This is a genomic window from Marinobacterium profundum (genome assembly GCF_001528745.1).
In the GTDB taxonomy this organism is placed as follows: Bacteria; Pseudomonadota; Gammaproteobacteria; order Pseudomonadales; family Balneatricaceae; genus Marinobacterium_A; species Marinobacterium_A profundum.
Map to the genome: position 1 here is coordinate 23374 of NZ_BCNS01000098.1, position 14129 is coordinate 37502.

A 14129-nucleotide genomic window follows, 5' to 3' on the forward strand; every position below is an offset into this window, starting at 1 on the left:
GATAGCGTAGCTTAGTCATGCACGGTGTCAAGCGAGGGATTGCTCGAAGTAACGCCAGACTATGCTGGAGCTTGGATGACCCGTTTTGGCGTTTGGGTATTTTTTTCAGAATCCGCTCTCCCGTATGGCCAGCGCTGCCAGGCGTCGCCAGAGGGTGCCCAGTATGGATTCCTGGCGGCCCTGCAATACTACCAGCCCGCGCAGTGGCTGCGTCGGTAGTGCTCCTGCCTCTTCCAATGCAAGGCTTACGCGATACTGTGCCTGCAAAGGCTGGGCGCGTTGCTGGGCGTCGCGGCGCACAGCAATGGGGCCTGCGTGATCCGAGGCCAGTGATTCTATTTCCAGATAGGCTGTACCAGTGGCGCTGATGTGCGTCAGGTGCACTCGTAGTGCCGTGCGTAGCGGGTCATCGGCGATGAACTGCCCCTTGGCCCCGGTTTCAACGCGCCAGAGAGATTCTTCCGGCAGGTAGCCGCGAAGACGTACCCGTTGTTCGATCACCTGTGCCAGTGGTTGTTCTGGCATCAGCCAGCGTCCTGCCGACGGATTGCGCAGCAGGTCCCGCACGATACCCGCGTGGGGTGCCCGTAACAGCAGTCGTTCGCGCTGTGCGGCCAGGCCGCGGTATTCGGCGAGTGACTCGGCCAGTTGCTGCTCCAACACGGTGGCGTCAGCGGCGGTTTCACTTCGGCCGGACTGGCGCCGCAGTTGCAGCTGCGCAATGCGTATCTGGTTGTGCACTATGGTCTGGCGGGCATCAAGGTCCGGCGACTCGAGTTCCAGTAGCAAGTCGCCTGCATGCACCTGCTGACCATCGCTGACCCACAGTTGCTTCAGGCGTGCGGCCATGGGCGCGTGCAGGGCGCTGGCACGTGTGGCATCCAGTACGGCGGGCACTTCGACGGCACTGCGCCAGGGCACCAGCAGCAGCGCTAAGCCTGTAAACAGCAGGGAGGCGATGAATAACCGTCGGCCGGGCCGGGCCTGGCGGCGACGTTGCCACCATTCGCCCATTTCCCGCCAAATCGGAAGGCCGATAAACCAGGTCAGTTCTACCAGCATCAGGAAAGTGCCCAGCAGCTTGAAAAAAAGGTGATAGACAATGAGAGCAATGGCAAAAAACAGTGCCGCCCGCCAGAGCCAGGCGCAGTACCCCCAGGTCAGCAGCCGGCGGTAGAGCTTGGGTGACCAGGGTTCTGGCATGGGTTCGCCATAGCCGAACAGAGCCTCGCGCAGGCGCCAGCGACAGAGCGCAAAGGCGCGCTGTTGCAGGTTCTCGACCCGCCAAAGATCGCTGAGCAGGTAATAGCCATCAAAGCGCAGGAAGGGGTTAAGGTTGACCACCAGAGTGGTTAACCAGGTAGCACTGGCGAGCATGAAAGCCGCGGTGCGTGCGGGTCCGTCCGGCAGTAACGACCAGGCGAGCAGTGCGATAGCGGCCAGCAGCAATTCGGCAAGCATGCCGCCGGCGCCGATCAGCAGGCGCGAGCGGCGGTCATTTACCCGCCAGGCATCACTGACATCGGTATAGAACAGTGGAAACAGCACCATAAAGGCCAGTCCCATGCTTTGCACCCGGCAGCCGGCGCGCTTGGCCATGTAAGCGTGGCCGAACTCGTGGCACAGCTTGGCGAATACCAGCGCCAGGCCAAAGGCCAGGGCACCACCGAGACTGAACAGGTGCGGGAAGGTGGCCAGAAAACGTTCCCAGTCCCGTGCTACCAGAAAGAGTCCCAGGCCGAATACCAGCGGCAAGCCGAAGCGCAGCAGCCCTGGGCCCTGGCGCTCAAGCCAGGGCCAGGTGCGATTGAGAAAGGCATCTGGGCGCCACAGCGGTATGCGAAAGAACAGATATTGATGCAATAACCGCAGCCACAGGTTCTGTCGCCGGGAGGCGGCCTTTGTGATGTAGCTGGCACGCTGTTCCGGATCCCGGGCGGCGATCAGGTCGTGATCCCGCAGAAAGCGCAATAGCTGTTGCAAGTCGCTTTCGCCCAGGGCTATGCCGGGCTGCGCATTGGCGGCGTTGAGAACGTGTTGTGCATCTCCCAGCGCCCAGTGGTGCAGCAGTCTTAGCGCCGTGCCGCCGAGCTTGAAGTAGCGCCCGCGCATGGGGTCGGCCAGGGTCCATTGCGGCGAGCCGTCGAGCGCGCAGGCCGCGGGGGATAGCTGGAGGTCAGGGCGCAGTGCCGGTAGCGTCATTTACAGTCCCAGCCCCTGACGCAGCGCGGCCAGCGGGCGACGCAGCAGATAGAGCACCAGGGGCACGCGCTGGCCGAAGAGCTTGGCCGTACCGCGCAGTCCTATTCTGGGTGCTGTGGCGGTAAAACCTGCATCCAGCCGGTAGGCGAGTTGGCCGGCGGCGCTGGTCTGGGCCTCGTAGGCCAAGCGCTGCAGGCTGGCCGCATGACGATGTAGCGGGTCGCTGTCCAGAAACAGGGCAACTTCAGCCCCCGATGCCAGATCGATGGCATCGGCTACCGCCAATTCGATACGCAGTTCTGCCTGTTTCGGGTCGGCGATGTCCATCAGTCGCTCACCAGTCTTTACGGGTCTTCCGGTCCAGCGTTCTGCATCGGCGAACACCGCGATGCCGTCGCGTTCGGCACGCACCTCGCTGCGCGCAAGCAGTTCGCGGGCATAATCGCGTTCGGCGCGCTTTTGCTCAACTCTGGCGGCGAGCAGGTCCAGCCGCGCCTTGGCGTCGCTATCGGAGAAGGCCCGTTGTGCATTGCTTTTCAGCTCAGCCTCGGCCACTCCGAGGCTGCGTTCGGCAACGTCCGCCTGGGCGCGAAGCGAGGTGGCATCAAAGCGCAGCAATAACTCGCCGGGTTTCACTGACTGATTGGGTTTAACCATAAATTCGGCGATCACGCCATCCAGCGGTGCTGTGACGACGTGTCCGTTGAGGGGGACCACTTCGGCCGGCGCCAACACCGACTGGCGCACGGGCACTGCCAGCAACAGGGCGGCGGTCACTGCGAGGACCAGAATCTTGCGCCTGGGCCAGCGCAGACGCCAGGGCTTGCGCGGTTGCAGCGCGAGCCAGGCGTGGCTGTAGCAGTCACCTAATTGAGTCAGCACGGCTTGTTCGGCCTGGCTCCAGGGCTGCTCGCGAGCGATCCATAGCCCCCCAAAGAGCGCTTGCTGTCGATCTATCAGGGGAAGCCAGAATACCGCGCTGGCCGACAAGCTATGGCAGTCGGCACGGGTCTGTTCGCTCAGGGCTGCAGTATCAACCGGCTGTGCCTGGTTCGCCACATCTTGCTCCTGCAGTTCAAGGGCTGCACGTTCGACAAAGGCGACGAAGGGCGCATGGGGCTCGACCTGGCTGATGCCGGTTACCGCCTGGGTGCGCCCGGCTATCAGCAGGGCGGCATGGCGATAGCCAAACAGTGCCTGGGCGTCGTTGACCAGGCTATAGGCCAGGCTGTCTATATTCACGGCGGCTCGGGTCTGGCTTTGCAGTGTCAGTAGCTGGGCGAAGACGCGCTCGGTGGGATCCGGTATTCGGGCGCTCATGGTGCTTCCAGAAAGCGCGCGCTACCACTCATGCCGGCCAGCAGACCTGCAGTATCCTGCGACAGGGTACCGATCAGCAGCAGGGTCTGGCTGCTCTCATCTATGCGTGCGCCCAGGCGTTTTACCTCAACCGCCAGGGGCTGCCCCGTTTCATCCGGCACAAATTCAAACCGCTGTCCCGGGTGCAGCCAGCCCAGCCAGTTGGAGGGCACCAGCAGTTGTACTTCCAGGGTGCGGTTGTCAACGATGTCCAGTAGAGGCGTACCGCCGGCGACACTTTCGTGCGGTTGTACCTCGCGTTGTACCACCTGACCATCAAAGGGAGCGTTGACGGTACAGCGACGCACCTGCACCTGGTAGACCTTGGCTTCGGCCTGGGCCTGGGCCTGGCGGGCTTCAGCCAGTGTGACTTCGAAACGGCCGACGGAGTTGAACGACGCCAACTGTTTTTTGTGGTTGAGTTCTTCGCGGGCTGCCCGCACGGCGGCCTGGGCGGCATTCAGCTGGGCCTGATAGGCACTGCAGTCGAACCTGACCAGCACAGCGTCTTTTTTGAATGCCTGGCCATCGGTGTAGGGCATCTCGATGATGCGACCAGCCAGTTCACTCGACATTACGGCCTGGTCACGGGCGCGCAAAATGCCGCGTGCCTTGCGTTGGTCGCTGTGTTGCTGGCCGCCTGGGCTTTCGAGTAGAGGGTTGCCGAGCAGAGGATCGTCGGATTGTGCTGTGGCTGTTCCATTGCCTGCATAAAGAAGCCACAGGATCGCACAGATCTGGCTGATTTTTCGCTGCATATTGCGTTCCCTGCAAGATAAACGATGGCAGCAGTGTAAAGGAGTCAGGCCCAGGGGTAAATCGCAGGCTGCGGATAGTGCCGGGCCTGGATCTTCGGGCTACAGCAGGGCAGGGTGGCCCGGCATATTGACGTTGTTGTCGTTCAACAGGGCCCTGTGCAGGCGCTCTCACCCTCTTGTTGTCGCGAATTTCGGGTGACATTGTGCAGGTTGTTGATGTCCCGTCGCCTTGTCAGCTTTGGTACTGAAGTTGCGATTCGACTCGGGGCATTGTATGTCTCTTGACTACACTGTGCTGATTTCGCGGAGGCTTTGGATGCATCAAATTCTGGTTTACGCCGACTCCCTGAGCTGGGGCATTATCCCCGATACACGGCAACGCTTTCGCTTTGATCAGCGCTGGCCGGGCGTCATGGAGCTGGCGCTGGCAAGCACAGGAATGTCAGTGCGGGTGATCGAAAACTGTCTTAACGGGCGTCGTACCGTATGGGAAGATCCATTCAAACCCGGGCGCAAGGGACTTGAAGGTCTCGGCGCCTGTATCGAAATGAATTCGCCTCTGGCGCTGGTGATACTGCTACTGGGTACCAATGATTTTCAGTCCATGCATGGGTATAACGCCTGGCACTCGGCCCAGGGCCTGGGTGCCCTTATCAGTGCCATTCGTGGCGCCCCCATTGAACCCGGCATGCCGGTGCCACCTATTCTGGTGGTTGCACCGCCAACCCTGCAGCAGGCCAGGGGCGCTATAGCGCCAAAATTTGAAGGTTGCGAAACCCGGGCGCTTGGGCTGACCGCGGCGATTGAGGCGCTCGCACGGGAGCGTGCTTGTCATTTTTTTGATGCGGGATCCGTGACACCGACCAGCCGAGTGGATGGCGTGCATCTGGATGAAGATCAGCATCGACGCCTCGGTGAGGCGCTGGCCCGTACTGTGAACACCCTGTTAGCTCGGGAGCAGAACTAGACGGCATGATTATTCGCAATTATCGAGAGAGGGATTGCCGCGCTATCGCCGATCTGTTTCACGCGGCGGTGCATGCAATCGAGGACCGCGACTACAGCGCGGCCGAACGGGAGGCCTGGGCGCCCACACCGCCGGACTATGCCGCCTGGCAGCTGCGCCTTGAGCAGCGACAGCCCTGGGTGGCCGATTACGTTGGCAGAGTTGTCGGCTTTATCGAGCTGGAGCCAGACGGGCATATCGACTGTCTTTATGTGCATCCTGAGTATCAACGTCAGGGTATTGCCGGCCGGTTGTTGCGACAGCTGATACAACAGGCCGGGAACTTTGGCATTACTCAGCTGCATGTCGAGGCGAGCAAGCCCGCCCGAGCATTTTTCGAAGCCCACGGCTTTGAGCTGCAGGCGCAGCATAGCGTTAGCCGTCGCGGTCAGACGCTGATCAATTACCGCATGGTTAGAGGGCGCTTTTAATAAGCTCCTAGGAGGCTGTCCGAGAATGCTGGCCGTAGCGAGAGCCGACTGATTTGAGCGGGCTTTTGCGGTGTTTTAAGGCGAATAGTGGTTCTATTTAACGCAAAACAGCACAAAAAACAGCCAAACTCAGGTGGCTCGCAGTAGGTTGTGTATTGTCGGACAGCCTCCTAGACTCTAAATGATTGAAGGCGCTGGCATGCTTGCATGCTGCAGGGCTCTAGTCGGTTCGAGCGACCACCAGCTTGGAGAGTTTCGGTTTGAGCCACATTTCGAAGTCGTCAATCAGTTCGTAGACCACGGGTACCAGCACCAGCGAGAGGAGTGTCGAGCTGATCAGGCCGCCGATAACAGCAATGGCCATAGGCGCGCGAAACTCGGAGCCTTCCCCCAGGGCGAGCGCCGTTGGCAGCATGCCGGCAGCCATGGCAACCGTGGTCATCACGATCGGACGAGAGCGCTCGCGGCAGGCGCGGATCAGCGCATCTTTTTGCGAGACGCCGGTGCGTTCGAGCTCGATGGTGAACTCCACCAGCAGGATGGAGTTCTTCGCCGCCAGCCCCATCAGCATCAGCAGGCCGATCAAGGCAGGAAGGTCGAGCTCACTGCCCGCCACGAGTAGGCCGAAGAAGGCGCCGGCCAGCGACAGCGGCAGTGCGGCCAGGATGGTGATGGGTTTAAAGAAACTCTTGAACAGCAGTACCAGCACGGCAAAGATCAGACCGATGCCGGCCAGCATGGCCGCGCCGAAACTGCCGAACAGCTCGGCCATGTTCTCGCTCTGGCCATAGGCTGGCTGGCTGACCCCTGCAGGCAGGGTCTGCATGATCGGTAGCTGCCTGATCGCCTGGTCGGCGTCGCCGAGAGACACACCGTTGAGCTGACCCTCGATAGTCGCACGACGTTTGCGGTCGAAACGATCGATCCTGGCGGCACCGGGTTGAAAGCGGATATCAGCGACCGCAGAGAGCGGCACCGAGACGCCGCTTGAGGTCGGTACGCGCAGGTTGCGCAGGGTCTGCAGATCGGCTCGGGCATCGCCAGGCAAGCGCACGCGAATCGGCAAACGCTGCTCTCCGGTGTTGAATTTCGCAGTATTGGCATCGACGTCGCCAAGGGTTGCCACGCGGGTGATCGACCCCAGCGTTTCTGCGGTCACGCCAAGTCGTGCCGCTTGCGCCGGTTTGGGCGAAATGATCAGTTCTGAACCTGGGCGGGGAGTGACCTGGTGGACGTTGCTGAGCTGAGCTAGGCCACGCATCTGTAGTTCCAGGGTCAGGGCGGTTTCAGACAGCAGGTCTGCATCTTCGCTCGCGAGGAGTACCTGCACCGTGCTGCTGCCACCGCCACCGGAGGCAGCAAACCCCAGGCGCACGTCGGCAATGCTCAGGAGCAGGGGCTTGAGCTCCACCTGGAATACTTGTGTAGTGACAGCACGGTCTTCTTTCAGCAGTACGGTGACGCGACCCGAACGAAGGTCGCCGTCGCTGCTGCCGGAGCCGACAGTGGTGAACACGGTCTCGACATCGGGTAAGGCTTTCAGCTTGCTGGTGAGGGTTTCACTGCTGCGGCGCATGTCGGCCAGGGTCGCGCCAGGCGCGCCTTCGAGCGTTAACTCGACGATGCCGTTGTCCTGTGGCGGCGAAAAGCCGGCGGGCAGCATGCTGGCCAGCAGCACCGAACCGGCCAGCAAGGCGCCGCCGAAGCCCAGCGACAACCAGCGATGTGCCAGAGCGAAATCCAGCGCTCGACGATAGAAACCGGTGAACGGCTTTGGCGGGTGAATATGGGTCGCCGGCTTGAGGAAATAAGCGGCCAGCAATGGCGTCAGTAACCGTGCCACGAGCAATGAAAACAGCACCGAAAGTGCCACTGTGAAGCCGAACTCCTTGAAAAACTGACCGGCGAACCCGCCCATCAATGACACTGGGAGGAACACCACGACAATGGTCAGTGTGGTGGCGACCACGGCCAGGCCTATTTCGTCGGCACCGAACAATGCCGCCTTATAAGGGCTTTCCCCGGCCTCGATTCGCTTTTGTATATTCTCGATCTCGACGATGGCATCGTCCACCAGAATTCCGATTACCAGGGTGAGTGCCAGCAGCGTGATCATGTTGAGGCTGAAACCCATGTAGCTCATCGCGGCGAAGGTCGGAATCAGCGAGATGGGCATGGCCAGTGCGGCGATGACAGTCGCGCGCCAGTTACGCAGGAAGATGAACACCACCAGTGCTGCGAGTAACATGCCCTCGACCAGCGCATCCAGGGTGGCGGAGAAGCTGTTTTGTGTGCTGCTTGCGGTCGAGACGATACGCTCGAACTTGACCTGCGGATAGGCTTTGGCCAGTTCCTCTGTGGCCTGTTCAACGGCCCTGGCTACTGCCACGTCCGAGGATGATTTGGTTTTTTTGACCTGAAAGCCCACCACCGAACGGCCGTCGAGCGCCGCGAAGCCGCGTCTTTCGGCTGCCCCACTGGCAACGGTGGCGACGTCGGACAAGCGCACTTCGCGGCCATTCCCAGTGGAAATTACCATGTTGCTCAGCGCTGTGGTGGTTTCGGCGGCGGCGAGTACCCGTACCGTCTGTTCGCGGTTGCCGATCTCGGAGCGTCCGCCCGGTACATCGGTGCTGGCGCTGCGCAGGGCGTTGTTCACCTGGGGTGCGGTCAGACCGAGGGCCTCGAGCCGGTCAGGATTGAGCGTGACGTTGATTTCGCGCTCGACTCCGCCGACTCGAGTCACCTGAGCCACGCCCTGTTCGGTGATCAGGCGGCGGGCGACTGTGTCATCGACGAACCAGCTGAGCTCAACGTCCGATAGGCTGTCGGTGGCCACGGCATAGGTCACGATAGGCGCGGAGTCGACATCAAAGCGCTGCACTATGGGTTCTTCGATACCACGAGGCAGGTTTCCGCGGATACGGTCGATGGCCGAGCGCACCTCGTCGGTCGCTTTCTGCGGATCCTCGCCAATCTCGAATTCCACCGTCGTGCTCGACAGCCCTTGAGATACGCTCGACTGCACGTGATCGACGCCCGCAACATTTGACACTGCTGCCTCGACTTCGCGGGTGATCTGGGTCTCGACTTCGCTCGCCGCCGCGCCTGATAGGGTCACCGTGACCTGCACAATCGGAAAAGACACATCGGGGTAGAGTTTGATCGGCAGCGAATGGTACCCCGCCATACCGGCGATCATCAGCGCGATAAAGAGTACCGCCACCGGAATTGGATTTCGGATCGCCCAGGCGGACATCTGTACGTTCATTATTGGCTCCTCGCCTGATCATTGCCGGCCACGGGTTTGGACTCAACGGGGGATACCAGGTCGCCATCGAGCAGGAAGGCTCCGCCACCGAGGGCGACGCGGGTGCCGACCGGCGGCCCCTGTTCTATGGCAACGAAGCCGTCGGCCCGGGTGGCGGTGTGGATCGGTACGCGGTGGGCGCGATTGTGCTCATCGATCACGATCAGCAACGGGCCGCTGGCTTCGAACTGAACGGCCTTTTCCGGAACCGCGGGCACCGGCGTGGCGTCACGGCTGAATAGGACGCGGGCATAACCGCCGGCACGCAGCTCCGGGTCATGCGGCAGGCGCACGCGAACCCGGCCGAGTTTGGTGAGTGGGTCGATGCGGGGTGAAAGCAGGCGTGCCGTTCCCGTCAGTTCGGTACCCGAGGGCAGGGTGATCACTGCGCTTTGGTCGACGACGATACTTGCAAGGCTATCTTCTGGCACTTCTGCGTCCAGTTCGATTAGGCCATCGCGGGCAATGCGGAACATCGGTTGGCTAGGGCTAGCGACATCCCCCGGGCGCACCATGCGCTCAAGCACGGTTCCCGCGACAGGCGCGCTGACCAACATCCGACGCTCCTGGGTGCCCAGCTCATTGAGTTGCGCCTGTGCAACCTGCACTGCCGCCATGGCGCTTTGTGCCTGGGCGCGCCGGCTCTGAATCTGTTCATCTGAAATAATACCGGTGCCATCTAGCCCCTTAACGCGTGCGGCTTCGCCTCGCGCCTGGGTGGATTGAGCCTTGGCCTGGGCAACGCTGGCTTTTGCTTGGGCAATCTTCGCCTGCAGCAATTCGGAGTCGAGCCTGGCGAGTGTCTGCCCCTCTTGAACCGTGGCACCTTCCTCGACCATTACCTCGGCGACCCTGAAGCCTGATAGCTCGGAGCCGACGGCTGCCTCTTCACGTGGCACCAGTAAACCTGAGGCGGTCAGGCTGCTGGCCATTGGATGCAGCACCACTTGAGTCACGCTGACGGCGCGAGAGTCCTCGGGTTCAATCTGGGGCTTGCTGGCGTCGGGGGCCTTTGAACAACCTGCGCTCAGTACCAGCGCGGCGGTGAGCGGCAATGCCCAGCTTCTAGGATTCATAGCGTGTTACCTTTTGAAAATGGGTGCGTCTGGGCGCTATTCCAGCCACCGCCAAGTGCCTGAAATACCTGAACTGAACGCTGCAGGGCGTCGACTTTCGCCCCCGTTAGCGCGGATCGAGCAGTGCGCCATGACCGTTCGGCATCGAGCAGTTCCTGAAGATCGGCGAAGCCCAGTTCGTAGCGCCTCTGAGCCGCAGAGTAAGCTGTGTGTGCGTGAGCTTCACCGCCCGCCAGGGTGCTGACCCGGCGCTGATCGGCCAGCAGTCGTACCAGCGATTGGTCCGCCTCCGAGAAGGCGGCTTGCACGGAGCGTTCATAGGCAAGCAACGCCTGTTCGGCACGAGCGCCTTCGATGGCCAGCTGAGCCTTGAGTCGGGGTCGGTCGAGAATGGGCATGGTTAGACCGGCACCTAGTGACCAGAAGAGTGAGCTGGTGTCGAGCGCGCTGCTTTGGAAGGAGAGACCGGCGCCCGGGTTGAGTGTCAAACGAGGGAAAAACGCCAGTTCTGCGAGGCGAACCTGGCTGGCCGCCCGTTCGATTTGTGCGGTGGCCTTGCGTACGTCGGGACGACGCGTCAGCAGATCGCCTGGCAGCGTGGCCGGTATCGTCGGCACTTCGCCAAGGGTCGGGGTGATCTCAAGTGTCGCCAGTGGATTTGCACCATCGCCAACCACTGTCAGCAGTGCACGCCGCGCGGCCAGCAGGGCCGCTTTGAAGTTCTCGGCCTGTGCCTCGGCTTGGGCGACGTCAGTGGCGGCGCGATCAACTTGGCCAGCCGGGGTCAGGCCGCGTCGAGCCTGTTCTGTCACCACGGTCAACAACTGCTGCTGAATGCGCAGGGTTTCCCGCGCCTCATCATGCTGTACATGCAGACCACGCGCCTGAAACAGCGAGCGGGCGACTTCGGCGGCAATGGCCGCGCGCGCTGCCTCAACCTCGAAACGGGCGGTCTCGGTATCGGCATCGGCGCCGCGTTGGGTGGCACCACGCCGGCCGACCAGATCGAGCTCCCAGCTAACCGGCAGACTGAGGTTGGCGGTCTTGGCGGTAGTGCTTCTGTTCACGCCTGAATCGAGATCCGGGCTGTCTTCGAGGTTCAGTGTCTCGCGATACTCGGCATTGCCCTGAATATCTCCTTGCAGGCCGAATTTTGCCAGGCTTACCGAGCGCAGTGCCCGAGATTCTTGCAAGCGTGCCAGGGCTTCACGCACGCTAAACCCTTGGGTCAGTGCACGTGAGGTCAATGTCGTGAGCTGTGTATCCTTATACAGCGTCCACCATTGATCAAGTCTTGCGACGGGCGCCGTAGCGAGGGCGCTGTCATACACTGATGGCAGAGCCACGTCTGCGCTGCGGGGAGGAACACCCGTGGCACAGGCGCTCAGCAGCAGGGATATGCCGAGTATCGGTAGCCAAGTGGCTAGCAAAGGTACAGCATGAGATAGGTTAGGCAAAGGTATTGAATCCTCTGATAGCGAGCCCGATGTGCACTTTGTGTTAGTGCCGAAGGCTCGTAATGAGTCAGTTCACCATGCCGATAGCGCGAGTAATGGCTTTACTCGTTTGCATCGCTGTTGCATGACGGCGTGCGCTTAATACCTAGGGTCATTTTTAGACCGACGGTCACTGGTGGGTAAAAAAATATTCAACCGTCAAGCACTTGCGCGTCCCGGTAAATCGATGGGCTGGTCGTGGTAAATCAGGCCGGCCAAGATGAACCGGGTCAGGTCGTCCAGGTGTTCGGCTTGATCGATATCACCCAGGTAGCCACTCCACACCAACTGAATCGCCCCCCAGAACGCTGATTGCGCCCCGAACAACAGTTTGGCCAGGGGTTTCGGTGGGAATATGCCTTGCTCGACGCCTTCGGCTATCAAGAGATGAGTGGGTTGCGCGATCTGCTGCTCGATGGCCAGCATTTCGCCCAAGGTGGCAGGTGACAACCGGGAGCGAAAACCGGAACGGCTGCAGTACAGAAATACTCGGTGCAGTTCCTTGCTCGACAAGTGCACTTCCCAGGCTGCGCACATGTTCTGCCGGAAGCGTTCTATAACGGGTAATTGCGGGTCAATGATCGAAAAACGAGCCAGTATTTGACGCTGAAACAGCATGGCCAGCTGCGCGTAGATCTCATCCTTGCTGGCAAAATGCTTGTATATCGTGCCTTTGCCGACCTCAGCTTGCTGGGCAATTTCCGCCACAGTGACGTCTTCCCAAGAGTCCGACTGAAAGAGCACCAAGGCTGCATCCAGGATTTCCTGGCCGCGTAGGGCGAATTGGCGTGATTTTCTACTTGGAGTTGTCATGGGAAGCTATCCAGGTAATTTTAGTGACCAATGGTCATTATTGTGACCGGTGGTCATAAAGTCAACACCAAGGTACTGGGGGGTTGCATTGAAGAGTCTGCCGTAAGTGTAAAAAGAGTGGTTTCAGCATGTGCGAATCAGCTTGTTCTACATGACCGCGTTTCGCGCCAAGGTAGGCGCTGATCAATTACCGCATGCATAGGCGGGATATGGACTAGGCCGCGGCGCGCTGACAGTGTCTAACTCTGATTGGCTGTCTCGAGCATAAACTCCGCCAACCATTTGCGGTGATCGTTTCCTGTGGTTTAGATCGGCGTGACCGCGTAATGACTCAGGAATATAGCTGCGGTGCGCTCGGCCAGGTCGTGGCGTTGCTCGGCGTCCAGCAGGGGTGTTATCTGCATTAACTGTGGCCAGAAGCAGCTGCCTTTTATCAGGCTATGGATCTGTGCGCTGGCGACCTCGATATCCAGATCCTTCAGGCGCTTGTCCGCGAGTGCAGCACGAATCCAGTGTTTTACGGCGGTTTCGTGGGCGGAGAATTTCTGCACTTCGCGTTGCAACAGGTCCGGTTGGTAGAAAAAGTGCCCAAAAGCCACACGATTCAGCTCGATGGACTCGGTTGCGCCGATCATCGCGATCTCTGCTTCGATAACGGCACACAGCTGTTCCGATAGGGGCCTGTGTGTGTCGTAGGAAAGACCTATCGGAAGCGTCGCCTGGCGCCACATCTCGCTAATCAAGTGCATGATGAGCGCTTCCTTGTTCTCAAAATGGTTATAGACAGTACGCTTGGATACCTGCGCCATGTGGGCGAGCATGTCCATGCTGGTGCCCTGGACTCCGTGTTCCAGAAATGCACGTTTGGCGGCATCGATAATCGCCTCGCGTTTCATAGTGAACGTGCCTCTGCGGTGCAGTGGGCGGGCCCAAAGCGTTTTCATCCGGTGCCCGTCGACGTCGATACCTTGCCTGCCATCAAGGCCGTCATTATCAGTCACGATCACTACGACCACCTCGATAAGGCGACAATTCTGGCGCTGGACACTAAGGTGGAACGTTTTGTTATGCCCCTTAAGGTCGGTAATCATTTGCGCAACTGGGGTATTGACGGTGAAAAAATCATTGAGCTGGACTGGTGGCAGCAGGCCGAAATCGGCAGCCTGACGCTGGTGGCCACGCCGGCACAACACTTCTCCGGGCGCGGGCTGCTTGATCGTGACAAGACCCTTTGGGCGAGCTGGGTGATTGCCGGGCAGCAGTCCCGCCTGTTCTTCAGCGGAGACTCCGGCTATTTTTCGGGTTTCAGGGAGATCGGCGAGCGTTACGGACCTTTTGATCTCACCATGATCGAGACCGGTGCCTACAATGCGCTCTGGAGTGAGATCCATATGACACCTGAGCAAAGCGTGCAGGCCCACCGGGATCTGGGTGGCAAGGTGATGCTTCCGGTTCACAACAGTACCTTTGATCTGGCTCTGCACGATTGGCACGAGCCGTTCGAGCTGGCTCTGGTTGCGGCACAACGCCACGGGGTGCCGCTGGTGACGCCGATTATGGGCGCTGAGGTAAAGGTGCAGAATCCGGGGCATATCCATGCCTGGTGGCGAGAAGAGATGGCGCCTGATGAGTCGCTGCTGCTACAGCAGCCCTGATGGGCGGCTGTCATTTGCCTGGC

At 60.4% G+C, this 14129-nt stretch carries 11 protein-coding genes; 3 read left to right on the top strand and 8 right to left on the bottom strand.

The annotated features are described in order from the left end of the window. Positions 1-105 precede the first annotated feature (105 nt). The 3 genes from MPRO_RS08080 to MPRO_RS08090 are packed head-to-tail and all read right to left on the bottom strand — an operon-like array spanning position 106 to position 4319. On the bottom strand, positions 106-2202 hold the full coding sequence (locus tag MPRO_RS08080; RefSeq protein WP_067290106.1) for a site-2 protease family protein: 2097 nt from the start codon (positions 2200-2202) through the stop codon (positions 106-108). Then, entirely contained in the window at positions 2203-3522 is a 1320-nt protein-coding gene (locus MPRO_RS08085; protein WP_067290108.1) for an efflux RND transporter periplasmic adaptor subunit, read from the bottom strand. Further along, positions 3519-4319 carry an efflux RND transporter periplasmic adaptor subunit gene (locus tag MPRO_RS08090; RefSeq protein WP_067290111.1) on the bottom strand — a complete coding sequence of 267 codons (801 nt, stop codon included), beginning with the start codon at positions 4317-4319 and terminating at the stop codon, positions 3519-3521. The genes MPRO_RS08085 and MPRO_RS08090 overlap by 4 nt, the downstream gene beginning before the upstream one ends. 316 nt (positions 4320-4635) lie before the next feature. On the opposite strand from MPRO_RS08090, the gene MPRO_RS08095 reads away from it, so the two are divergent. Together MPRO_RS08095 and MPRO_RS08100 are read left to right on the top strand one after the other, a co-directional pair. Then, complete coding sequence (locus MPRO_RS08095; protein ID WP_067290114.1) at positions 4636-5286, top strand: SGNH/GDSL hydrolase family protein; 651 nt, start codon at positions 4636-4638, stop codon at positions 5284-5286. 5 nt (positions 5287-5291) lie between these two features. Further along, on the top strand, positions 5292-5756 hold the full coding sequence (locus MPRO_RS08100) for a GNAT family N-acetyltransferase (RefSeq protein ID WP_067290118.1): 465 nt from the start codon (positions 5292-5294) through the stop codon (positions 5754-5756). Between the two features lie 220 nt (positions 5757-5976). Here MPRO_RS08100 and MPRO_RS08105 read toward each other — a convergent pair whose 3' ends face one another. The 5 genes from MPRO_RS08105 to MPRO_RS08125 all read right to left on the bottom strand — a co-directional run bounded on the left by MPRO_RS08105 (position 5977) and on the right by MPRO_RS08125 (position 13347). Continuing rightward, positions 5977-9027 (bottom strand): efflux RND transporter permease subunit, encoded by a 3051-nt coding sequence (locus MPRO_RS08105; RefSeq protein WP_067290121.1) that lies wholly within the window; start codon positions 9025-9027, stop codon positions 5977-5979. Beyond that, positions 9027-10142 (bottom strand): efflux RND transporter periplasmic adaptor subunit, encoded by a 1116-nt coding sequence (locus MPRO_RS08110; protein ID WP_067290125.1) that lies wholly within the window; start codon positions 10140-10142, stop codon positions 9027-9029. The genes MPRO_RS08105 and MPRO_RS08110 overlap by 1 nt, the downstream gene beginning before the upstream one ends. Beyond that, a complete protein-coding gene (locus MPRO_RS08115; protein WP_158651775.1) occupies positions 10139-11599 on the bottom strand; it encodes an efflux transporter outer membrane subunit in 1461 nt (486 codons plus the stop codon). Before MPRO_RS08115 ends, MPRO_RS08110 begins: the two co-directional genes overlap by 4 nt. Positions 11600-11797: 198 nt before the next feature. Further along, positions 11798-12451 (bottom strand): TetR/AcrR family transcriptional regulator, encoded by a 654-nt coding sequence (locus MPRO_RS08120; RefSeq protein ID WP_067290131.1) that lies wholly within the window; start codon positions 12449-12451, stop codon positions 11798-11800. 305 nt (positions 12452-12756) lie between these two features. Beyond that, entirely contained in the window at positions 12757-13347 is a 591-nt protein-coding gene (locus MPRO_RS08125; protein WP_216821268.1) for a TetR/AcrR family transcriptional regulator, read from the bottom strand. 18 nt (positions 13348-13365) lie between these two features. Between MPRO_RS08125 and MPRO_RS08130 the strand changes: the two genes are divergently transcribed. Next, entirely contained in the window at positions 13366-14106 is a 741-nt protein-coding gene (locus MPRO_RS08130; protein ID WP_245635054.1) for an MBL fold metallo-hydrolase, read from the top strand. Positions 14107-14129 lie beyond the last annotated feature (23 nt).